Origin of the sequence: Flavobacterium salilacus subsp. salilacus, assembly GCF_004634195.1 — a bacterium.
GTDB classification, from domain to species: domain Bacteria; phylum Bacteroidota; class Bacteroidia; order Flavobacteriales; family Flavobacteriaceae; genus Flavobacterium; species Flavobacterium salilacus.
In genome coordinates this window covers 59663-84802 of record NZ_SKBP01000009.1, presented here as the reverse complement: position 1 = coordinate 84802, position 25140 = coordinate 59663, and the positions used below count along the sequence as shown (strand labels likewise).

The following is a 25140-nucleotide window of genomic DNA, read 5'->3' as shown; positions in this document are numbered from 1 at the left end:
AAGTGTATTTGTTACAAATATAGGCTGCAAAAAGCATAAAAAAAACACTTCCTATATGGAAGTGTTTTTTACAGAAATTCAGCTTGTTTACTCTCTGTTTCTGCTATATTCTTGTCCATGTCTGGCTTCTGCCTATAAATGAGAACCCAAGGTAGCCTCTCACGTCCAGTTTATCTTTTCCATCCAGTTTTATAGTACAGCTATACAACTTTCCTTTGTTTGGGTCAAGTATGTCGCCATCGGTATATTCATCACCGTCTTTTTCAAGTCCTTTTATGATAACCAATCCCAGTATAGGTTTGCCTTTATCAGCACCTTTACATTTGTCGCATTTTGCATTTTTCTTGGCAGGGTTTAGTATTTCTACTACCTTTCCGTAAATCTTGCCGTCTTTTTCATATATTTCTACTATAGACTTGGCTTCTCCGGTTTCGTCATCAATAGTTTTCCATTTCCCGACTACACCTTGCGCAGCAGCAGAAAATATGCCTGCTGTAACAACTAATAATAATGATAGAAAGTATTTTTTCATAATGATATGTTTTATTATTTGTTAAATATATAAATTTTTTCTTTTTAATTTATGAATCAACGCATTTAATTCGAACCCAAGCAGCAGAATAAAGCAGTTGATCCATATATACAACATTAATACAAGTAGCGTGCCAATAGAGCCGTACAGCTCATTATATTGTGCAAAACGCACTACGTAAATGCTGAACAGGAATGAGGTTATACCAAATAATATGGTAGAGAAAATAGATCCGTAGCTAAAAAATGCAGCTTTCCGGGTTTCTTTGGCAGCAAATTTAAAAAGCAGGGAGGTTGCCGTAAGCATCATTAGGATTAAGAAAACGTATCGCCCTATTTCCAGCAGATACACATCATCCGTAAGGAAACCATTAGATTTTAATACGAGTATAACTACTTCCAGTGTAATAATCGCCGTAACCGTAATAATGAGCAGTATAGTAAACAAGAGCGATAAGCCTATGGCTACGGCATACTGCCTGAAATAGGAGCGTTTTATAGTGATGTGCAGTGATGACTGAAAACCGCTAAGGATGGCATTCATACCGTTAGACATCAGTAGTATTGCCAAAAGGATACCTGTAGAGAGCAGGCTGTTGTAACTTGTATTGGTGATATCCTTCAATATATCGGCTATGGCATCATACGTATTGGGAGGGACATTCTCCTCAACAAAACGCATAAAATCTTGCTGAAAGTTTTTTACAGGAATGTAGGGGATAAGGTTAAGCAGGAAAAGGGCAAAGGGAAACAGCGACATAAAGAAACTGAATGCAATAGCTCCCGCCCTGTACGATATATCGCCTTTTACAATACCTGTTATATATAGCTCTGCCATGTGGTATAGCGTAAGCCCTTCTGACCAAGGCAGCTTTACCTTTTTGCCAAACCTGACAAGGTGTTTTACTACAGGAATACGTTCCAGTTTATGTTCCAGTTCTACCGACATTAAAGTGCTTTTAAACTAAGATCCATATTGTATATGGAATGGGTTATTGCCCCCGAAGATATATAATTTACGCCACATTCGGCATAGCCACGCATATTACTTTCATTAATACCTCCTGACGATTCGGTAAGGCAGTAATTGCCAATAAGGGCTACCGCTTCCCGCGTTTGGTCATAATCAAAATTATCCAGAAGTATGCGATATACGCCTTCGTTTTTCATTATTTCGCGTACTTCGTCAAGGCTGCGGGCTTCTACTATAATTTTAAGGTCAAGATTGTTCCCTTTCAGGTACTCCCGTGTTTTTTGTATGGCAGGGGTAATGCCACCTGCAAAATCAATATGGTTATCTTTCAGCATTATCATATCATAGAGCGCAAAACGATGATTTTCGCCACCGCCTATTTTTACCGCCCATTTTTCCAACGCGCGTATGCCCGGCGTGGTCTTGCGGGTGTCGAGTATTTTAGTGCCTGTGCCTTCTAAAATATCAACATATTTTTTAGTTTTGGTAGCAATAGCACTCATACGCTGCATAGCGTTAAGTACCAGTCTTTCGGCTTTTAGTATGGATTGCGAACTACCTGAAACATGAAATACCACATCGCCATATTTTACGGATGTGCCATCTTGTATAAATACCTCAACGGAAAGGTTGGGATCAACATAAGTAAATACTTGCTTCGCGAAATCTACTCCGGCTAAAATACCTTCGTCTTTTACTAAAAGTTTAGCTTTTCCTGTGGCATCATGTGGAATACAGGCGAGCGAGCTGTGGTCGCCCCCGCCTACATCTTCGCGAACGGCATTTATAATAATTGTATCAAGTTCGTGCTGAAACTGTTTTTCAGTAATCATATAGGTAGCATTTCTATTGGATAGCTAAAATAGTGGTTTTTTTGGGAAAACACGAAAAACTATACTTTATAAAATACCCATTAATGGGTATTTATTTTAAGATTAATAGGTTTTACTTTGATATCTTATAACAGGAGTTTAATTATCAACCTTAAAATCAATAGTATTAAATATGGATACTAATAATAAAAATAAAACCATCTTGGCAGTTTGGAATGCAGGGGCTAAAGGTAAGAGCAATACCCTAAGAGCATTCGCAAATCTGTTATTGAGGACTTATCCGTCATACAATCCAATTTTCCCTATACCTATGAAGGTTCACGCTATAGACGATATTAGAGTCGTAGTGGAAATAAATGGAGTAATAATTGGTGTGGAAAGTCAAGGAGATCCTAATACTCATCTACAAGATAGATTAACGGATTTAGCAAAGAATTATAAGTGTGATATTATATTATGTACTACAAGAACAAGAGGTGAAACGGTGCATGCTGTTTACCACGTAGCCAATGTATGGGGATACCAAACTATTTTGACATCTACATATCAAATAGAAGATGAAACTCAGCATAATTTGGTCAATGAACTAAAGGCAAAGCATATATTAGATTTGTTACAGTCTTTAGGTCTTATTTAATTTTGTTCAAAGATTTTTAATTTCATCAAAAACGTAATACCTTTTTCTTCAATACCGTTTATAATTTCAAAATCCGCTTCGTTGCCAGCATTCCTGAAACTGATTTTTATACCATTACTTTCATAAGGCACAATACCATCAATTTTTGCTAAAGGTATTTTGTATTGAAAACCAAAATCACGTTTGAAATAATTGAATAACATAAATAATAGTAATCCTGTTATAATAGCTATGGGAAGCCATACTTTAGTTTCAGTGGAAAACACAAAAAAAGACATAAATGCCAGATAGAAAGTAAACCAATAATTTTGTTTTTCCGAAATTCTTTTGAGATTATGTTGTTGTGAAATCTTGCCTTTTTCAATCAGCTCTTTCGTTTCCTGCCAGTTGCCTGAGTTGGTAAGATACAGGTTTTCCTCGTCAATATTTATATAGCCGTTGTTGTACTTAAAGTAATGTTTCATTTTCAGTTGCCATAATAACTGTAAATATATAAAATATACGCATAATCAACTTTACGACTTTACAACTTTATAAACTTTCGACTAATGGGCTTACCCTACATTTATAGTTCTGCCTTGTGCTGTTTTTTTACCTTTTTCAAAATAAAAATCTATTTGCCCAAGGTTAATGCCGTAGCAGCCCACTTGGTTTACCAGTACATCATTACCGTCAAGATTTTTAGCTATATAAGGTTTAGACAGGAAGGTATGGGTATGCCCGCCAATAATAAGGTCGATATTTTTAGTAGCGCTTGCCAGCGCAAGGTCAGAAACTTTATCTTCGTTATCATATGCAAACCCAAGGTGCGACAGGCATAGTACCAAGTCGCAATGTTCATCCTCTTTAAGAATACGGCTCATATCCTGGGCTATGCCTATAGGGTCGTTATAGAGTACTTCTTTATACAATTTAGGGTCAACCAGCCCTTCCAGTTGTATGCCCAAACCGAAAATGCCTATTTTAATACCATCTACCGTAAATATTTTATATGGCTTTATGATACCGTCAAGTATAGAGTTTTTAAAATCGTAATTAGCCGATACAAAGTCGAACTTAGCGTGGGGTAATTGCTTATAGAATCCATTAACACCGTTATCAAAGTCATGATTGCCCAGTGTAGCAAGGTCATACTTCATCATACTCATAACCCTGAATTCCAACTCGCCACCGTAGTAGTTAAAGTAGGGTGTACCCTGAAATATGTCGCCGGCATCGAGCAGTAATGTATTTGGGTTTTCCCTGCGTATTGCCTCTACCAGCGTAGCCCTGCGTGCTGCGCCACCCATGTTAGGGTTTTTAGGGTCGTCGGCTGCCAGTGGGTCTATGTGGCTGTGCGTGTCGTTAGTATGCAGTATCGTTATGCGCTTAGCATTTTCAGGTGTGTCAGTAAAGCTGCTTAATGACAGTCCGCCCAGTACCAGTGCCGAGCCGGCTGCCGTTTTCTGTATAAAATCTCTTCTTTTCATAACGGTGCTTATTGTATTATTATACGCTCGGTATTGTTAACGGGTAGGGTATCTGTTTCTTTAAAATAATCTATGTATAAGTTTCGCAACTTATAGTCCATATCATATTGTGCTGTAGCTTTCTTAAAAAACATCATATTGTCACCTCCGTTTGAGAGGTAATCGGACGTGGCTACATAATATATTTTGTTGTTATCTACAGGCTTGCCCTTTACTGTTACTTCCTTAACGGAGTTATTATTGTCCAATACAATCTCCATGCCCGCCACCGGGTGCGGTTTTTTGCCAATAGCCATATAGGTGGCTATGTCATGTATTTGTTCGCCTTTTAGTGCCATAATAATAAGGCTGTTCTCAAAAGGCATTATTTCATAAGCCGTTCGGGTGGTTACTTTTCCTTGTGGTATTGTAGCGCGTATTCCGCCATGATTGAGCAGGCAAACATCAACATGCTTTTTTTCGCGCATATAAAAAATCTTATCCGCTTTTTCAAAAGTAACATCGGCCATAAGGTTGCCAATATTGGTTTGCCATTTGCCCTTACTCTTGTCAAAAGTTACCGGAGCCCACGCCAGCGTACTGTCTAAATCGTTATTAATATGGTCTCTGTAAGGAGCTATAAAGTCTTCAATTTCGGTATCTGCGGTGTACTCGTTACTAACAGGTATCTTTTTTCCGTCAATTTCGGAGTTATAAAAGTTTTTGGGTCCGCAGGAAATTATGCCCGAAAGCATTAAAAATAACACAAACATATACTTTGCCATGTTATTCTTTTTTGAATTAATGATTTGTGATGACACTTATTTGGAGTAGTTTTGTATTGAATTAGTAAAATTACGATGTTTTTGAAGTTTATTAAAAACTTTGGCTTAAAAAAAATCATTAAGAAATCTTTAGCCAAATATCAACAGGGCGCAATGCCCGATGCTGTAGCTATTGTAGGATTGCTTACAGACGAGAAGCATTTTAAGTATAGAGATGCTATTGTACAAGAGTTGGTAAAACAGGGCATAGCCGAAAAGAATATTGAAGTACTGAGCTTTAGAGAGCGTTTAAACAGCAAGGAAGCGGTAGCAGGTTGCTATACGCTTGGGGATATAAATGCGAACGGAAGTTTTAAAAAAGAAGAAACCACCGCATTTATATACAGGCGATTTGATATGCTTATCAGTTATTATGATGAAGAAAGTCTGCCTTTGATGCTCGCTACACTAAAATCGAAAGCTAAGTTTAAAGTAGGTTTCCCGGTTATGGGTAACAGCCTAAATGATTTTACTATAAATACCGATCCGCAAAAACACGAAGTTTTTATAAGTGAATTGTTCAAATATTTAAAAATCCTAAATAAAGTATAACCATGCAGGCAATTACGGGTACAGGCGTAGCACTGATAACACCATTTAAAAAAGATTTTTCGGTTGATACCGATGCCCTTAAAAAAATTGTAAACTTTCAGACAGATAATGGTATTGACTACCTTGTGGTACTGGGTACTACTGCCGAATCAGCCACACTGAGTAAGGAGGAAAAAGAATTGGTTATATCTACCATTATAGCGGCTAATGCAGGCAGATTGCCTTTAGTGCTTGGTGTAGGTGGTAATAATACGTATGAGGTTGCTCAGGAGTTAAAAACCCGCGATCTTTCGGCTTTTACAGCCGTACTTTCGGTATCGCCTTTTTATAATAAGCCAACGCAGGAAGGTATCTATCAGCACTTTAAAGCAGTAGCTGAGGCATCTCCGCTACCTGTAATTTTGTATAATGTACCGGGCAGAACCGCAAGCAATATGCTGCCTGCTACAGTAGTGCGTCTTGCTAACGATTTTGAAAATATAGTGGCTATAAAAGAAGCCGCAGGCGATATAGTACAGGCGATGAAACTGATACAACACGCTCCTAAAGATTTCCTTGTTATATCGGGTGACGATATGATTACTTTGCCGATGGTACTTGCCGGAGGTGCAGGGGTAATATCAGTAATAGGGGAGGGTTTCCCAAAGCAATTCTCGGATATGGTTCGTTTAGGACTTGAAAAGAAAGCTGATGAAGCTTATAAACTACACTACCTGCTTGCCGACGCTATCGATATGATTTTTGAGCAGGGCAATCCTGCCGGCATCAAGTCAGTATTTAAATCGCTTGGTTTGTGCGAAGATGTGGTAAGGCTGCCCTTGGTAAATGTTAGTGAGGATTTAGCCTCTCGTCTTGATGCTTTTGTAAAGCGCACGCAGTAATAGTATTGTTTTTAATAGTATTTCATACAATAAATTCCATACAATAAGAGTTTAAGAGAGTGCCCGAAATGCATCTTTATATATGTTTTTCCGTGTTGCAAAAAAAGATTTTGTATTCTCTAATTATTAACTAAATTTGCAGTTGCTTTTAAATTAGCTATAGCTGTACATAAACTTAAAACCTGAAATGGCGAAATACCTATATATTATACTTCTTGCAATCGCAGTATCTTCCTGCAGTCAATACCAGAAAGCCCTTAAATCAGACGATATTAAGGTGAAGTATGATGTTGCGGAAAAAATGTATGATGAACAAAAATATGCAAAAGCCATTCGATTATTCAACCAGATAACTCCTTCATACAGAGGGAAACCTCAGGCAGAAAAATTGTTTTATATGTATGCTATGTCATTATATAATGTAAAAACATATTATACGGCAGGGTATCAGTTTGAATATTTTACGGCAAATTATCCAAGAAGTGAAAAATTGGAAGAGGCTTCTTTTACGGGGGCTAAAAGTTATTACCAGTTATCACCGAGATATTCGCTTGATCAGGTGGATACCTACAAAGCGTTAGATAAGTTACAGGCATTTATTGACAGGTTTCCTAACTCACAGTTTATGCCGGAGGCAAACCAACTGGTTAAAGAGCTAAACGAAAAGCTGGAAAAGAAAGCTTTTGAAATTGCTAAACAATATAATTACACAGCCGAGTATTTCGGCGATTTTAATGCTGCTATAAAAGCACTTGACAATTTTATACTAGACCATCCGGGTACTATATACAAAGAGGATGCGCTTTTTTATAAATTTGATGCCTCATACAGGCTTGCCATAAATAGCGTGGATGCTAAAAAATCGGCACGTCTTGAAGCTGCAAAAGCAAATTATAATGCATTATTGAAGTTTAAAGCTGATACCAAGTATAAAGGGCAGGCAGACAACATGATGGAAAAGATAAATACGGAATTACAACAATTTTCAAAATAATAATAAGTCAATATGGATTTAAAGAAAGCTCATGCGCCGGTAAATACTATTACCTATGATAAGAATAGAATAGAAGAGCCTACAGGCAATATATATGAAGCTATTACTATTATAGCAAAGAGGGCTAACCAGATAAATGGCGAAATTAAAAAAGAGCTTATAGAAAAGCTTGAAGAATTTGCAACATACAACGATAGTCTTGAAGAAATATTCGAAAATAAAGAACAGATAGAAGTATCTAAGTTTTATGAAAAATTACCAAAGCCACACGCTTTGGCAGTGGAAGAATGGCTTGAAGAAAAAATTTCCTACAGGGAATCTAAATAATACAGCACATGTCAGTTTTAAGCGGAAAAAAAGTTCTTCTTGGTGTTTCCGGGGGTATTGCCGCTTATAAAACAGCATCGCTGGTAAGACTTTTTATTAAGGCAGGCGCACAGGTACAGGTTATCATGACGCCTGCCTCTAAAGATTTTGTTACTCCTCTCACTTTATCTACATTATCCAAAAATCCTGTGCATTCATCTTTTTATAATGAAGAAGATGAAAACGCAGTTTGGAACAACCATGTAGAACTGGCATTATGGGCAGATGTATTTATAATAGCCCCCGCCACAGCCAATACCCTCTCTAAAATGGTATCCGGCAATTCTGATAATTTATTAATAGCTACTTATTTATCGGCAAAATGCCCGGTATATTTCGCTCCGGCTATGGATCTCGATATGTACCGCCATCCATCTACTGTTGCAGCTTTCAGTACGCTGCAAAGCTATGGCAATACTATGATACCTGCCGAATCCGGTGAGTTGGCAAGCGGGCTTTCGGGCGAAGGGCGCATGGCTGAACCTGAAAATATTATTACTTTTCTGGAAAAGGATATCGAATCGAAATTACCCCTTCGCGGAAAAAAAATATTAATTACTGCAGGCCCTACATACGAAGCCATAGACCCTGTACGTTTTATAGGTAATCATTCATCAGGTAAAATGGGTTATGATATAGCACTTGCTGCTGCCCATGAAGGTGCTGAGGTAGTTTTAGTAAGCGGTCCTACCCATTTGCAGATTAAGCATGATAGTATTAAAACTATCAGGGTTACATCTGCACAGGAAATGTATGATGCGTGTCATAATTATTTTGAAGATGTTGATGTTATGATTGCTGCTGCTGCGGTGGCTGATTACAGACCCAAAACAGTGGCTGAACAGAAGATAAAAAAATCAGAGACCGACTTTTCTATACCATTAGAGAAGACGAAAGATATATTGTTTTCGCTCGGTGAAAAGAAAACAAAACAGTTTTTAATAGGTTTTGCTCTGGAAACAGAAAATGAAATAGAGCATGCAAAGCTAAAAATACAGAAAAAAAACTTAGATTTGATTGTTTTAAATTCACTTAATGATGAAGGGGCGGGGTTTGGAAAGCCAACTAATAAAGTTACCTTTATTGACAAGCATTTTACTATTGAACCGCTTGAACTTAAAACAAAAGAAGAAGTTGCTAAGGATATTATTACTAAAATAAAAAATCACTATAATGTATAAATGGTTTGCGACGTTGTTGGTACTGTTGTCTTTTTCAGTAAAAGGGCAGGAGCTTAATTGTACTGTGACGGTAAATGCCGACAGGATAACTGATGCTAACACTCAAATATTCCGAACGCTCGAAACATCCCTTAACGAGTTTGTAAACAATACCCGGTGGACAAGCAAAAACTTTGACAGGGGCGAACGTATAGAGTGCTCTATTTTTATTAATATTTCAGCATACGATTCTAATAACTTTAGTGCTACCATGCAGGTGCAGTCATCCAGACCGGTATATAACTCGACTTACCCATCACCCATTCTTAATTATAATGATAAAGAAATAAGTTTCAGGTATCTGGAAAATGAAAACCTTATATACAATCCTAACAGTTACGACTCTAATCTTGTAGCACTCATGGCTTATTATGCAAATATTATAATAGGTATGGATGCCGATTCTTTTGAGTTAAACAGCGGTACACCTTATTATCAGGCAGCACAAAATATGGTGAGCCTTGCGCAAGGCGGAGGATATAAAGGCTGGAGTCAGCAGGACGGTAATCAAAACCGTTTCTTTTTGGTAAACGACATACTTTCCAATACATTTACTCCTTACAGAGAAGCTTTATATAATTATCACAGGTTAGCACTTGATATCATGGCAGATAACCCTAAAGAAGGAAAAGAGAAAGTTGCTGAAGCTCTGAAAATATTGGAAGAGGTAAATAAAGTGCGTCCTAATGCTTTTCTTACCCGTATTTTTTTCGATGCTAAATCAGACGAAATAGTATCTGTTTTTTCAGGCGGTCCTATGATTACGATATCAGGATTGGTAGATAGGCTTAATAAAATATCTCCTATGAATTCTTCTAAATGGAGTACTATTAAATAGTACATTTGTGCTATGTTGCAAACATTACAAATTAAAAACTTCGCTCTTATAGAGCAATTGCATATTGATTTTTCCGATAGGCTCTCTATAATTACGGGAGAGACCGGAGCGGGAAAATCTATACTGTTAGGTGCGCTTGGTTTAGTACTCGGTAATAGAGCCGACCTTACTTCGCTTAAAGATAAAGAGAAGAAATGTGTAGTAGAGGCACATTTTAAAGTAAGCAATTATAATTTAAAAGACTTTTTTTTACAAAATGATCTTGACTATGAGGCTGTAACAATAATCAGGCGCGAAATACTGCCATCAGGTAAATCACGCGCATTTGTAAATGACAGCCCTGTAAATTTGCAGGAACTTCAGCAACTGGGTAATTATCTTATTGATATCCACTCGCAGCAGCAAACCCGAGAGCTTTCGGATGAGCAATATCAAATGCAAATAGTAGATGCCATAGCCGGCAATGCCGATTTGATAGCTACTTACAAAAAGCAGCTTTCGGCATTCAAATCATTACAATCCCAACTTACTAAAGCAAAGGGACAAAAAGCTGATTTGGCTAAAGAGCAGGATTATAATACCTTTTTGTTACAGGAACTTCTTGATGCCAAACTGAAAGCAGGCGAACAGGAAGAATTGGAAAGCGAACTGGAAAAGCTGAGTAATGTAGAGTTTATAAAAGAGTCGTTGGCAAAAGCAATTACACTCACTAATGAGGAACAGGCAGGAGCTTTACAAACCCTGAAAGAAATAAAAACAGCTTTGCAAAAAGTAAGTACTATTTCGCAGGAATATAATTCCTTTTTTGAACGTATATCCAGTTTGGTTATAGAACTTGATGATGTTACTGCGGAGCTTTCGCAAAATTTTGAACTATTGGTTGACGACCCTGCGCGGTTAGCATTGATAAACCAGAAATTGCAGCTTATTTATACATTGCAAAAGAAACATAACGTGGCAACTGTTGAGGAGCTGATAACGATACAAAATGACTTGGAAGGGAAAGTATTACAGTCTGACGAGTTGGAAACTGCTATTGAAAAGCTTGAAAAAGAAATTGATGATGCCAAGACAGTTATTGATGAAGCAGCATCTGAATTATCTGAAAAACGAAAAACAACAATACCCGTACTTACCGAAAAGATAACAACAATGCTTTCGCAGTTGGGTATGCCCAATGCACGTTTTCAGTTTAAAGTAACCCATACCGATTCCTATTATGCCACAGGTAAAGATACTATGAGTTTATTGTTTTCGGCTAATAAGGGTACTGATTTTGGTTTACTTAAAAAAGTAGCATCAGGCGGAGAGATGTCGCGAATAATGCTTTCGGTAAAAGCGGTACTTGCTGAGTATTCTAAACTGCCCACTATTATATTTGATGAAATTGACACAGGAGTTTCGGGAGAGATTTCTAATAAAATGGGCGATATTATGAAGGCTATGAGCAGGGGCATGCAGGTATTTGCCATAACACACCTGCCACAAATAGCTGCCAAAGGCGACCACCATTATAAAGTGTTTAAAATAACGCAGGGCGAAAACACAGTATCTGAACTAAAGTTATTGTCTAAGGATGAGCGTATAAGGGAAATAGCCGAAATGCTTTCGGGTAAAGATATAACTGATTCGGCACTCAATCATGCTAAAGCATTGCTTAATTAAACGAAAAAATAATATATATTTGTTTTTGTATATAACCAGCAAATTAAAATGATATGCATAATTTACTAAAAGGTAAAAGAGGAATTATAACAGGTGCTCTTGACCAAAACTCGATTGCGTGGAAAGTTGCCGAAAAAGCTCATGAGCAAGGAGCAACATTTGTACTTACTAATGCCCCTATTGCTATGCGAATGGGAGAGATAAAAGTACTTGCCGAAAAAACGGGTTCGGAAATTATACCTGCCGATGCCACGAATGTTGAAGAGCTTACCAACCTTTATACTCAGGCTCAGGAAATACTGGGCGGTAAAATAGATTTTATATTGCACTCAATAGGAATGAGTGTTAACATACGTAAAAACATACCATATACAGAGTCGAACTACGATTATTTTATGAAAGGTATCGATGTTTCGGCTTTATCATTACACAAAATGCTGAGTGTAGCTAAAAAAATGGATGCTCTTAATGAAGGCGGCAGCGTAGTAGCCTTGACCTATATGGCAGCACAGCGCACCTATCCTTTTTATACTGATATGGCTGATATTAAAGCAATGCTCGAATCTATAGCGCGTAGCTTTGGTTACCACTATGGTGTAGAGAAAAAAGTGCGTATTAATACAGTATCGCAGTCGCCAACTAAAACTACCGCAGGCACAGGCATAAAAGGTTTTGGCGATTTTTATGATTTTGCCGATTCTATAGCGCCGCTTGGTAATGCAGATGCGGAGTCGTGTGCAGATTATTGTATAACACTGTTCTCTGATCTGACAAGAATGGTAACAATGCAAAATCTTTTCCATGATGGCGGATATTCCTCCACAGGTGTTAGTACAGAGGTTATGGAAAGGTTATCACAACAATAGTTAATTTTTAACTGTACAACATAAAAGAGGTTCAATTGAACCTCTTTTATGTTATTGTTATACAGTGTTTTATTATCTTTTGAGTCTTGTTTATAGTAATAGTCTTAAATTATTATAATTATCGTATTTTTTTAATAAATTTAAGAATATGTATTTGTTAATTTATAACAAAATAATGATTAAATTGTAAAAATATCACAAAACATTTATGTTTGTGTGATATTATTGTTAAAAGTTATATTTTTATTAACTAATATAATTTAATTATTTAATGTTATGAAAAAAGTTACTTTATCAACATCTTCGAGGTTGATAAGAAGGAAATTTAATTTCCGGCTTTATGCTGGTTATTTATTATTGATTTTTCTTCTGAGTATAGGCAACGCTCATGCTCAATCAGTTTCGTTGTATGAGTTTACTCAGAGTATGGATACATATACTGAGATTTCAGGAGGTACTGTTTTAGGTACCACTGCCAATGATGATCAGGTTTTTAATAATAGTACAACAGCGCAAACTGCACCTATTACAAATACTGGTTTTCCTATTGGATTTAATTTTGAGTATAACGGCACAACTTATGATAAGTTTGCTGTAAATACCAATGGTTGGATAAAGTTAGGTACAGGCTCTTTTGAGATAGGAGGAGCTACTACACCTTTATCTTCAACAACTACTTCTGTTTCTAACGCTTTAAGCGGTATGGGAACAGATTTAATTGGTCAAGACGGTTCTGAAATCTCTTACTTAACTACAGGTACTGCCCCAAACAGGCAACTTATAGTACAGTGGAAAGGATATAAGCGTTACCTTGCTACAACAGCAAATATCAATTTTCAGATTATTCTGACTGAAACATCTAATACTATTACATATAGCTATGGTGTTAATACAATTTCTTCATCCTATAGTGCACAGGTAGGGCTTAAAGGTGCAAACAGCAACTTTCCTGCTTCTATAAATAACAGGACGTCTTCAACCGATTGGAGCGCTACCACTGCCGGAACATCGAACTCATCTAATATATCATTCACTGCTACGGTGGCTCCTTCGTCAGGACTAAAGTTTACCTTTACACCGCCTGCACCATGTTCGGGCACGCCGGTAGCAGGTACTGTAACAGGTAATTTAGTGCGTTATATATGTTCCGGAAGTACACCTTCGGCAATAGCTGTAACAGGTACAACTCCTGTCTATCCCGGTATATCGTACCAATGGGAACAGTCATTAAATGGTACTGACTGGACAGATGTTGCAGCGGGTACAGGGGCTACTACTTTAAGCTATACGCCACCTGCTTTTGATGGTACTACTATACAATACAGATTAAAAGTTACTTGTGCTAATAGTTCTGAAACAGTGTATGCTGATGCAGTAACTATTGATAACCAAACAACTCCTACTACTCAAGTTACAGCACTAACTGCAACTCCGAGTTTAACAACAGCACCTATAAGCTGGACAAATGGTAATGGCGGAAGACGTTTGGTAATTTTCAGTTCTTCACCCATTACTGATCCTGTTTCAGAAAATGGAATACCTGCCTATACTGCGGCTGCATTATATGCAAATGCAGGGCAGCAGATAGTTTATGACGGTACAGGTACTTCGGTAACTGTTACCGGTCTTAGCTGTAATACTCCATATTATGTAAAAGTATATGAGTATAACAGATGTGGTTCAGGGCCGTATGATGTGTATATTAATACCACATCAGATACAAATGCTGCAACCGTAACAACATTACAGCCTGCTACTGCAAGTTTGCCTACTGCTAATAATTTTACAGGTTTTACAGGGGCAAACCTTGATACTGCCGTACCGGGATGGTATGAAGCAGCTATAAGTGCTGCAAGCGGAACTGTTCCTTCATCGTCTAATCCTTCCGGAACTTCCTCTGCTTGGACCAACTCTACGGCTCTCGGAGCTACTACCGCAAAAGTTAATTTATACTTTGATAATACAAATGCATGGATTATAAGCCCTAAAATGGAAATAACAGCCAACTCAAGACTTATTTTTGATGCTGCTATAACCGCTTTTAATAATAGTTCGGTTGACCCTGAAAGAATGCAGGACACGGATGATGCCGTAAATGTCATGGTATCTACAGACGGATGTGGTGCTGTATGGACACCTATATATACATTTAATGCTGGCAATACTGTAGATCTTACTAACGTACTTACAGAGTATGAGTTATTACTAACAGATTATATAGGGCAAACTATACAGATAGCATTCCAGGCTACAGACGGACCTGTTAATGATACTCCTGACTATGATTTTCATATAGGTAATATTTTAGTAGAAGAGATACCTGAATGTGATGTACCTGCGTTAATGGCTACTACGAATATAACCAAAAACACTGCAACTATAGCTTGGGAAGCTCCTTCTACAGGAACACCTACAGGTTATGAGTATATTGTGTCTGATGTTAATGAAGTTCCTGTAATTGCGGGTACTGCTACTACAGCGCTTACAGCAGGTGTTGCCGGACTTACACCATCTACAGATTATTTTGTTTTTGTAAGAACCGTTTGCGGAAGCAGTTTTAGTGAATGGACTGTTGCAGGTACATTTACTACATTATGTGATTATGCAGAATTACTTACTACAACTCCCGGCACAGTATGCGGTTTAGGAGAAGCAGAACTTGCTGCAACAACAGAAGACGGAGGATTTATAAGTTGGTATGATGCTCCTGTGGGAGGAGATGTTTTGGCTACAGGTACTACTTTTACCACACCTACCATTGATGCTACTACTACATATTATGCTTCGGCAAATGAATTTCCTGTTATTAACGCAGTAATAGGTACTGCTACTACACTTACAGGCGCTATAGAACAACCTACCGCGTTTTGTAACCGCTGGACAAGCTATTGGAGTCAGACAATTTATACTGCTGATGAGCTAACTGCTGCAGGTCTTGTAGCGGGAGAAATAAACTCTATAGCATACAATATTGCTACTTTGGGCGATGCAGCTACAAATGCTAACTTTATTGTTAAAATAGCAAGTACTACAGACAGTAATTTTGCTAACACAACTTTCCTTACTCCTGCATTTACTACGGTATATGGACCTCAAACCTATACGCACACTGCATCAGGATGGCAGCAAATTACCTTTGCGACACCTTATGAGTGGGATGGTGTTTCTAACCTTATAATAGAGGTAAGACACAGTGGAGCAAACAGCACTAATAATGCACAGACATATTATACTCAAACTACTGATAATACATCTATTTTTACCACAAACTTTGGAGGTAGTACTACAACAGGAACACTAACTAACAAGAGGCTTAATATAAAAATAAATCAGGAGGGATGCCCATCACCAAGAGTTGCTGTTACAGCAACTGTAACCGATGCACCTGAAATTACAGTAACCGATGCGGTTACAATATGTGCGGGAGAAGATACTGAAATTTCTGTATCAAGTGATAATACTGACTATACTTATAACTGGATGCCGGGCAACCTTGATGGTGCTACACAAACAGTAACTCCTGCCGAAACTACAACTTATACCGTTACAGCTACCGATGCTGTTTCAGGTTGTGTTGCGGTAGGTACAGTTACTGTAACAGTTAATGCGCTTCCTGCAGGTGTTTCATTTAATCCTGCCACTGTTGCAGTATGTGAAGGAGGTATAGAAGCATTAACCGTAAACGGAGGACAAATAATAGAAGATGCTGTTTTAGGTACCGGTACAACGGCACCTTCTACTACAGAACACCCTAATCCGTTTAGCGCATGGTTTGGCGGGCACAAAACCCAAATGATGTTTACAGCGAGTGAACTTGAGGCTCAAGGTATGATTCCGGGTGCTGAAATCACTTCTTTATCTTTTGATTTTGCTGCATCTGTTGCAAATACGCTTAATGATATGAAAATAAGAATCGGTGCAACATCAAATGTTGATATGGCAGGCGGATTTGCTCCTGTAAGCACTTTAACTACGGTATATAATGCCAGTTATACACCAACATCGGGCACTACCGGTCTTGTAGCTTTTAACCTGACAACTCCTTATATTTGGGACGGAAGTGATATAATAGTTGAAGTTATCCACAACCAAGGTAATTCAGGAAACGGTACCGGTACAAGAACGAGAACCACTACTACAGACTTTGTGAGTGTGTACTATCATACAAGGGATGGTATGGCACCGGCAGGTGTTGATACTTATGATGCAATAGCTCTTGCAGGAAACCTTGCCGGAGGGCTACATGCAATTGGCTCTTCATCAAAAAGACCAAATGTTGTATTTACGTTTAACTTGGAAAATGAGGTTGAATGGTCGCCTATGGAAGGATTGTATACAGATGCTGAGGCTACAGTTCCATACAACGGAGAGAGCCTGGCTACGGTATACATTATGCCTGATGCCGCTGCCACTTATACTGCTACAGTTACTAATGATGCAGGATGTTCGGTATCTGCAACTGTAGATGTAACTATAAGTGTTGTTACTGCACCAACAGTAGATAATACTGATATAACACTTTGCAATGGTATTACCTTTGCTGAACTTATGGCTAACGGAGAGGGCCTACAGTGGTATGCCGATGCAACAGGTGGCGAACCTCTTGCAGGCGATACAGCCGTTACAGAAGGTACATACTATGCATCGCAAACTGTTGACGGTTGTGAGAGCATTACAAGAACAGCACTTAACGTTACCATATACACTATGGAAACTCCTGCAGTAACTGTAGTACACCCGGGTTGTGACGAAACAACAGGTTCAATTACATTTACAGCTCCTATAGCTGATAATTTTGTGTACAGTATTGATGGTGGTGTAAACTTCCAGGCATCTCCGGAGTTCCTTAGTCTTACTCCGGGCGATTATAACCCTATAGTTAAAAATGAGGATAACGATTGTACAGTTGCTTTAGAAACTGAAACTGTTAACCCTGCTCCGCCGGTACCTGCCGTGCCTGTCTTGGCAGTAACACAGCCAGGCTGTGGTCAAACTACAGGTATAATTGATGTGGTAGAGCCTATTGATGATGATTTTACATACAGTATAAACGGAATAGATTTCCAGCCTTCATCTGCTTTCTTTGATGTGACGCCGGGTGTATATACCCTTACAATCATGAATTCTTCAGGTTGTACTTCGGTAGATGAGATAACAATAAACCCTGGGGTTGTGGTTGCTGCACCAACAGTAGATAATACTGATGTAACAATATGTAACGCAGGTACTGTTGCAGACTTAGTAGCTAACGGAGATAACATTCAATGGTATGCTGATGAAACAGGAGGTACTGCTCTTACAGAAGATACAGTTCTTGTAGATGGTACATATTATGCATCGCAAACTGTTGATGATTGCGAAAGCACTGCAAGAACAGCGGTAACGGTGACCATAAATGTAGTTGCTGCACCAACAGTAGATAATACTGATGTAACACTATGTAACGCAGGTACAGTTGCAGACTTAGTAGCTAACGGAGATAACATCCAATGGTATGCTGATGAAACAGGAGGTACTGCTCTTACAGACGATACAGCTCTTGCAGATGCTACATACTATGCATCGCAAACTGTTGATGGTTGCGAAAGCACTGTAAGAACAGCGGTAACGGTAGCTATAAATGTAGTGGCTGCACCAACAGTAGATGACGCTGATGTAGCAATATGTAATGCAGGTACAGTTGCAGATTTAGTAGCTAACGGAGATAATATCCAATGGTATGCTGATGAAACAGGAGGTACTGCTCTTACAGACGATACTGCCCTTGTGACTGGTACATATTATGCATCGCAAACTGTTGATGGCTGCGAAAGTATTGCAAGAGCGGCAGTAGCGGTAACTATAAGTGTGGTTGCTGCACCAACAGGTGAGGCTAACCAAACTATAACTGTAGAAAACCTTGCTGATGCTACTATAGAGGATATTGAAGTAACCGCCGAAGATGGCGCTGTAGTTACTTGGTATGCTTCGGAAGAAGATGCACTTGCAGGAGAAAATCCGCTTACCGCAGATACACAACTTACAGACGGTGCTACATACTATGCAACCCAAACAATAAATGGTTGTGAAGGTAACACTGTTCTTGCTGTGACTGTAGGTGTAGTACTGGGACGTAATGATTTCGACATCAAAGCATTCTCTTACTATCCTAACCCTGTTCAGGATGTACTTAACATATCTTATGACAAAGAAATCACTTCTGTAGCTGTGTATAACTTACTTGGTCAGCAAGTAATGGCTAATACACCAAATACTACCGATGTGAAATTAGATATGTCTGTCCTTTCTGACGGTACATATATTATTACGGTAACAGCAGGAGATGTTGTAAAAACTATTAAAGTAGTTAAAAAGCAGTAATTTGATATTGCTTATGATATAATGAAGTGATAATACCTTTCATTCTTCAAAAAGCCTTCGGAATTATCCGAAGGCTTTTTTTATGCTTTCAATATCATTTATGAAATCAAATCATTCTGAAAAATAGTTAACCATAAAGTGTTTAATAATTAATATTTATTTAACATAAATGTTGTTTTTAAACATTTTTCATTCAAAAAATAAATAGTATAACAAAAAGTTAAATTAATTAAATTATTATTTATATTGCTTATAAATTATGTTAAAATAAATATAGTATATATATTTTTTATAACTTTATTAACAATAATTTATAACTATTATAATATGAAAAACACTACTATTAGTAGCGTTTTGAATTTCGGGAAAGATTCAAAACGCTGGCTTTCGGGCTATCTTGTTCTATTTACCCTAATGTCAGTCACGACAGTCTTTGCACAAACAGGTACCATTAACATTGGTACAGGTACATCGACAAACGGGTTAATTCCTATCAATTCGTGCTATAACTATAACTATTCTCAACAAATAGTTAAAGCGACGAATTATGCTGCCGGCGGAGGTGTGGCAGGACAAATTACTAAAGTGAGGTATTACTATGCTTCAGGCGGTACAACCTTAGGAAACTGGAATAACTGGACAGTTTACCTTGGGCATACTACCAAAACAGAGTTTACCTCAAATACGGACTGGGAACCTGTTGCAAACCTTACTCAGGTATATTCAGGAGCTATAACTCCTGTAGCAGGAAACTGGTTTGAGATTACTTTCACAACACCATTTAGTTATAATGGTACAAGCAATTTAATTATTGCTGTTGATGAAAACGTGCCTAATTATTCCTGTACTGCAAACTTTGGTTCATTTACCAGTACAGCGAATGCAGGTATCTATTATTTTAGTGATGGCACGAATCCGGATCCGGCAGCACCGCCAACCGGTACTCGTACAGCCAATGTGGCTCGATTACAGTTTTTTGGTGATGTAGCATCTTGCCTTGCACCAACAGGTTTAACGTCTTCCGGTATTGGTGCTAATACAGCAACAGTATCATGGACTGCCGATGCATCCGCAGCTAACGGTTATCAGTATTACTCGAGTACTACAAATACACCACCGGACTCATCGACCACACCTTCGGGTAGTGTGGGGGCAGGTATTACAACAGCCGCACTTTCAGGTTTTGCTTCTAATACTCCTTATTATGTATGGGTAAGAAGCGTATGTAGTGGGGTAGATGTAAGTGCATGGTCACCCTCTGTATTTTTTACTACACTTTGTGATGCTGCTGATATTCCCTACAGCCAGGACGCAAACGCAGTTTCAACCCCTGCAATGCCTTCGTGTATCACAACACAAAATGCAGGTACAGGCAATAACTGGACTACAGCAACTAATCCCGGTTATGGATTTAGCAGTAATGTGTTCAGGTATAGCTATAACTCATCCAATGCTGCTAATGCCTGGTTTTATACACAGGGCTTAAATTTAACGGCAGGAGTTTCATACAGATTATCATACAAATATGGTAACAACAGTACTTTTTATACAGAAAAATTAAAAGTAGGTTATGGTACAAGTGCCAGTGCCGCAGGAATGACTACTATATTGGCAGATCACTCCACAGTTACAGGAGCTTCTGCTGTTGATACATTTGTAGATTTTACACCAACCACAACTGGCGTATATTATATAGGTTTCAATGCCTATTCTATTGCAAACCAGTTCTACCTTTATGTAGATGATATATCGGTAACAGTAACGCCTACATGCGAGCCTGTAACAGGAGTTGTTGCAACAACAGCCTCATTTACATCCGGTAATTTAGTTTGGAATGAGTCGGCAAGTTTACCAACAGACGGATATGATTACTATATAAGTACTGATCCTACTGCTCCTACAGATGCTACAACACCATCAAACAGTGTTGCAGCGGGCGTTACAGAAGCTGAACTTACAGGACTTACTATAAATACTACTTATTATGTGTGGGTTAGGGCAGTATGTTCTGATTCAGATTCCAGCCCATGGGAAGGTTCGTCTTCATTCTATACAGGCTATTGTACACCTGCACCTACCAGTGTAGATGCACAGGGTATTGTAAATGTGAATATGGGAACAATAAGTAATCCATCCGGTGGTGAGCCTGGTAATTATGCCAACTATACAGCACAATCAACCGATGCGGCAGTAGGGGCAACAGTAAATTTTGCAATAACCTATCAAACAGGTTATACTTATGGAACAAAAATATGGATAGATTGGAATAATGATGCTGATTTTGATGATGCAGGAGAGCTTGTATATACAGGTTTATCTACAAACGCAAACCCAACTACACTGTCAGGTTCATTTAACGTTCCTGTAGATGCGGCAGTAGTGGGCAGCCACACTGTGCGTATAGGAGGTACCGATAATGATGCTGGTGGTACACCATGCTACTCAAGTGCATATGGTAGTTATGAAGATTATACTATAAATATATTTATGCCCGATCCGCCTGCCATAACAGGATTTACTCCCAGTACCTATTGTGCAGTATCTGGCGATATAACCATTACAGGTACAAGCCTTGGTAATGCTACATTAGAAATAGGAGGTACGGCAGTAGATATTACTACCAACTCTGATACTGAAATAGTAGCCAGCGTTCCTGCAGGAGTATCAGGTATTGTATCAGTAACAACAGTAGCCGGAACTGCTACTACAGTAGATACATTTGCAGTAACAGAACCTGCTGAATTGGCATTGAGCGGTACAGAGGTAACAATATGTTTAGGCGATAGTTCAGATACTGTAACAATTACAGAAGGAGCTGCTGATTTTGATATATATGAATGGTCTCCTGCTACAGGAGTAACCGGTAATGCTGCTGACGGATATGTATTTAACCCGTCAGAAACTACTACTTATACCCTAACAGCATCACAATCTGCAGGAAGTTGTGTAATAGCAACAGAATATGTAGTAACTGTTAATCCGGTTCCTACTCCTATAACTGTAATACCGGCAAATACTAATGCGTGTTTAGGTTCTCCCGTAGAGCTTACGGCAGAAGGCGGAGAGACAATTACTGCGGTAGATTACTGTGTACCAACATTAGGATTTACAGGTGCATCGGGTGATTATATTAACAACTTCACATTTGCAAACCTTACTAATAATGGTTCAGGAGATACTGCCGCTGATTATACTTACTATAGCGGTATGACTGCCAACGTAGTGGGCGGACAAACTTATAATATTTCATTACAAGCGGGTCCTACATTTGGTCAACGTTACCGTATATGGATAGATTTCAATCAAGACGGTATATTTTCTGCGAACGAGAGTATATTCAATTCCACTACTGCAGTTACTACTGTAGTAACGGGTACTGCTACTATTCCGGCATCTGCATTTAATGGAAATACAAGAATGCGTGTAGGATGTATATATGGTACAACGGCTTTTGATGCGACACAGGCTTGCGGACACACAGGTTTTGGCGAGTGGGAAGATTATAACGTAGTTATTACCGGCGCGAGCAGCGCGGTAGAATATGTATGGTCTCCTATAGATGGTCTTTATGAAGATGCAGCAGGTACTGTAGCATATACTGGCGATCCTGCACAAGTTGTATATGCAATGCCAAGCGCAAACACTACATATACAGCTACTGTAACAACAGATCTTGGATGTCCTGCATCAGATTCTGCTACGATAAACGTAATAGTTACTCCCGCTCCTACAGGAGATACAGAGGCATCATTTACTACTGCTGCTACCGTAGCCGATCTTACCGCTACAGGTACAGACATTCATTGGTATAATGCAGCTACAGGAGGTACACCTCTTACCAGCGCTACAATTTTATCATCAGGAATGTACTATGCTACACAAACTTTAAACGGTTGCGAAAGCCAGGACAGACTTGCCGTTACAGTAACAGTACCGCAAATGGACTGGGTAAACCTGCAATGGCCACCTCAATTAACAATAGTACAAGGCAATACAGGTACTGTATATGCACAAGGCTATGAGCCGGGTGTAACACCGGGCGCAGGCCCTGGTATTGGCGTAACAGCGTGGATAGGTATCAGCGACCAAAATACTGACCCATCTACATGGACGACTTGGATACCAATGACCTTTAACGTACAAGTAGGTAATAACGATGAGTTTATGGCTGCTATTGGCGACAATCTGGAGCCTGGTACATACTACTATGCATCAAGATTCCAGTATCAGCAAGGTCCGTATAGCTATGGCGGTTACAGCGCAGGCGGAGGTTCTATTTGGAACGGTACAGATTTCGTAAGCGGTATGCTTACGGTTAACTGTGGTACTACAGCTCCTGTGGCTGCTGCATCTCAGGCATTTTGTGATGCTGCTACAGTAGCCGATCTTGTAGCCGAAGGTGATAACGTACAGTGGTATGCTACTGCAACAGGTGGTTCGCCTCTTGCAATGAGTGCTGCCGTAGTTAGCGGAGGTACATATTATGCCTCTCAAACAGTGGGCTGCGAAAGCTTAACAAGAACTGCGGTTGCTGTAACGGTTAATGTTACTCCTGCACCTACAGGTTCTGCTGCGCAAGTATTCGAAGATGGTGCTACAGTAGCCGATTTGATGGCTATGGGAAGTAACATTATGTGGTATAGTGTTGCAACAGGCGGTACAATGCTTAATGCTGATACTGCTCTTGTAAACGGAGCTACTTACTACGCATCGCAAACAATGAATGGTTGCGAAAGCCAAAACAGACTGGCGGTTACTGTAACAGTTAACCCTCCGTCGTTAGATTATGTAAACCTTCAATACCCCGGTTCTCTTACAGTAGTACAAGGTAATACAGGTGTGGTATATGCACAGGCTTATGAAGCTGGTGTAACTCCGGGTACAGGTCCGGGTGCCGGTATTACGGCATGGGTAGGTGTAAATGCAGATAATACTGATCCATCTACATGGACAACCTGGATACCAATGACGTTTAACATACAGGTAGGTAATAATGACGAATATATGGCTGCTATAGGAGCCGGACTTGAGCCGGGTACTTACTATTATGCAAGCAGATTCCAGCTTGAAGACGGACCGTATAGCTATGGCGGATATAACACCTTGGGAGGTAACTTCTGGGATGGTGCTATGTATATAAGCGGAGTACTTACCGTAGTTTGTAATACACAAGCCCCTATGGCAAGTGCAGAACAATCTTTCTGTAACAGTGCTACTGTTGCCGATCTTGCAGCAGAAGGCGAAATGGTACAGTGGTATGATGCTGCCGAAGGCGGAATGCCTCTGGCAGAAGATACCGAGCTTATGAGCGGTATGACTTACTATGCTTCGCAAACTACGGATTGTGAAAGTATTGAAAGAACGGCTGTTGCAGTAATGGTATATTCAACCGAAACTCCAACCGTACCAGATGCAGTACAGGTAGTTTGTAGCGGTGCTACTGTTGCAGATTTGTTTGCAGCGGGTAGCGACCTAATGTGGTATGAAGCTGCCGATGGTGGCGAACCGCTTGCTATGGATGCAGAGCTTGTAAACGGTACTATATACTACGGTTCTCAAACTATGAATGGTTGCGAAAGCTTAGGGCGTGTTGCGCTTACTGTTGAGGTAACTGTTACACCTGCACCAACAGGAGAAACATCTCAGGTAGTTGTTGCAGCCAGCAACACAGCAGAATTTGCAGTTATTGAGGATATAGTAGTAAACGGTAATGAAGTAGTATGGTATATGACTGAAGAAGATGCTATGGCAGGTACTAACCCTATAGCTCCCGGTACAGTAATAGAAGAAGGTATGACGTATTATGCTGTACAAACCATAGGTGGTTGTACCAGTGTTAATGCCCTTGCTGTTACAGTAACTAAGGTTTTAGGCGGTACTCGTTTTGATGCGGCTTCATTCAGTTACTATCCAAACCCTGTAAAAGACGTACTTACTATACAATACTCTTCAGATATTACATCTGTAGCGGTATTTAACATGCTTGGGCAGCAGGTTATGGCTAAAACGCCTAATACCACTGATGTTAAGCTTGATATGTCGATACTTGCAGATGGTACTTATATAGTTACTATAAATGCCGATACCATGACAAAAACAATTAAAGTAGTTAAAAAGCAATAGTTGTAATTATTATTTTTAATTGGTTGAAC

At 39.1% G+C, this 25140-nt stretch carries 17 protein-coding genes; 11 read left to right on the top strand and 6 right to left on the bottom strand.

What is annotated here, in order from left to right; genetic code table 11:
* Positions 1–103: 103 nt before the first annotated feature.
* Genes E0W68_RS11140 through nadC form a run of 3 tightly spaced genes read right to left on the bottom strand, consistent with a single transcriptional unit; the run spans position 104 to position 2337 of the window.
* The gene (locus E0W68_RS11140; RefSeq protein WP_135219511.1) at positions 104–532 is read right to left on the bottom strand and encodes a DUF2147 domain-containing protein; all 429 of its coding nucleotides are present in this window, start codon (positions 530–532) and stop codon (positions 104–106) included.
* Positions 533–553: 21 nt separating this feature from the next.
* Complete coding sequence (locus E0W68_RS11135; RefSeq protein ID WP_135219510.1) at positions 554–1480, bottom strand: YihY/virulence factor BrkB family protein; 927 nt, start codon at positions 1478–1480, stop codon at positions 554–556.
* Positions 1480–2337, bottom strand: coding sequence for a carboxylating nicotinate-nucleotide diphosphorylase (gene nadC, locus E0W68_RS11130; RefSeq protein ID WP_135219509.1), 858 nt, complete (start codon positions 2335–2337; stop codon positions 1480–1482). Before nadC ends, E0W68_RS11135 begins: the two co-directional genes overlap by 1 nt.
* Before the next feature lie 172 nt (positions 2338–2509).
* On the opposite strand from nadC, the gene E0W68_RS11125 reads away from it, so the two are divergent.
* Positions 2510–2974 carry a hypothetical protein gene (locus tag E0W68_RS11125; RefSeq protein WP_135219508.1) on the top strand — a complete coding sequence of 155 codons (465 nt, stop codon included), beginning with the start codon at positions 2510–2512 and terminating at the stop codon, positions 2972–2974.
* Here the strand turns inward: E0W68_RS11125 and E0W68_RS11120 are convergent.
* The 3 genes from E0W68_RS11120 to E0W68_RS11110 form a co-directional block, all read right to left on the bottom strand.
* On the bottom strand, positions 2971–3438 hold the full coding sequence (locus E0W68_RS11120) for a hypothetical protein (protein ID WP_135219507.1): 468 nt from the start codon (positions 3436–3438) through the stop codon (positions 2971–2973). The two genes, E0W68_RS11125 and E0W68_RS11120, sit on opposite strands and share 4 nt — an antisense overlap.
* 90 nt (positions 3439–3528) lie before the next feature.
* Positions 3529–4443, bottom strand: coding sequence for a bifunctional metallophosphatase/5'-nucleotidase (locus E0W68_RS11115; RefSeq protein ID WP_135219506.1), 915 nt, complete (start codon positions 4441–4443; stop codon positions 3529–3531).
* A gap of 8 nt (positions 4444–4451) precedes the next feature.
* Positions 4452–5207, bottom strand: coding sequence for a 5'-nucleotidase C-terminal domain-containing protein (locus E0W68_RS11110; protein WP_135219505.1), 756 nt, complete (start codon positions 5205–5207; stop codon positions 4452–4454).
* A gap of 81 nt (positions 5208–5288) precedes the next feature.
* Here E0W68_RS11110 and E0W68_RS11105 point away from each other — a divergent pair, with 81 nt between their 5' ends.
* The 10 genes from E0W68_RS11105 to E0W68_RS11060 all read left to right on the top strand — a co-directional run bounded on the left by E0W68_RS11105 (position 5289) and on the right by E0W68_RS11060 (position 25111).
* Entirely contained in the window at positions 5289–5798 is a 510-nt protein-coding gene (locus E0W68_RS11105) for a DUF6913 domain-containing protein (protein WP_135219504.1), read from the top strand.
* Between the two features lie 2 nt (positions 5799–5800).
* The gene (gene dapA / locus E0W68_RS11100) at positions 5801–6679 is read left to right on the top strand and encodes a 4-hydroxy-tetrahydrodipicolinate synthase (RefSeq protein ID WP_135219503.1); all 879 of its coding nucleotides are present in this window, start codon (positions 5801–5803) and stop codon (positions 6677–6679) included.
* A gap of 187 nt (positions 6680–6866) precedes the next feature.
* On the top strand, positions 6867–7673 hold the full coding sequence (locus E0W68_RS11095) for an outer membrane protein assembly factor BamD (RefSeq protein WP_135219502.1): 807 nt from the start codon (positions 6867–6869) through the stop codon (positions 7671–7673).
* Between the two features lie 12 nt (positions 7674–7685).
* Positions 7686–8000 (top strand): DNA-directed RNA polymerase subunit omega, encoded by a 315-nt coding sequence (locus tag E0W68_RS11090; protein WP_135219501.1) that lies wholly within the window; start codon positions 7686–7688, stop codon positions 7998–8000.
* Positions 8001–8008: 8 nt separating this feature from the next.
* Positions 8009–9220, top strand: coding sequence for a bifunctional phosphopantothenoylcysteine decarboxylase/phosphopantothenate--cysteine ligase CoaBC (gene coaBC, locus E0W68_RS11085; protein ID WP_135219500.1), 1212 nt, complete (start codon positions 8009–8011; stop codon positions 9218–9220).
* A complete protein-coding gene (porD, locus tag E0W68_RS11080) occupies positions 9213–10097 on the top strand; it encodes a type IX secretion system protein PorD (RefSeq protein ID WP_135219499.1) in 885 nt (294 codons plus the stop codon). The genes coaBC and porD overlap by 8 nt, the downstream gene beginning before the upstream one ends.
* Positions 10098–10109: 12 nt before the next feature.
* A complete protein-coding gene (gene recN, locus E0W68_RS11075; RefSeq protein WP_135219498.1) occupies positions 10110–11762 on the top strand; it encodes a DNA repair protein RecN in 1653 nt (550 codons plus the stop codon).
* A gap of 53 nt (positions 11763–11815) precedes the next feature.
* Positions 11816–12628 carry an enoyl-ACP reductase FabI gene (locus E0W68_RS11070; protein ID WP_135219497.1) on the top strand — a complete coding sequence of 271 codons (813 nt, stop codon included), beginning with the start codon at positions 11816–11818 and terminating at the stop codon, positions 12626–12628.
* A 426-nt stretch (positions 12629–13054) separates the two neighbouring features.
* Positions 13055–18988 carry an Ig-like domain-containing protein gene (locus E0W68_RS11065; RefSeq protein ID WP_162845831.1) on the top strand — a complete coding sequence of 1978 codons (5934 nt, stop codon included), beginning with the start codon at positions 13055–13057 and terminating at the stop codon, positions 18986–18988.
* Positions 18989–19315: 327 nt separating this feature from the next.
* The gene (locus tag E0W68_RS11060) at positions 19316–25111 is read left to right on the top strand and encodes an Ig-like domain-containing protein (RefSeq protein WP_135219495.1); all 5796 of its coding nucleotides are present in this window, start codon (positions 19316–19318) and stop codon (positions 25109–25111) included.
* Positions 25112–25140 lie beyond the last annotated feature (29 nt).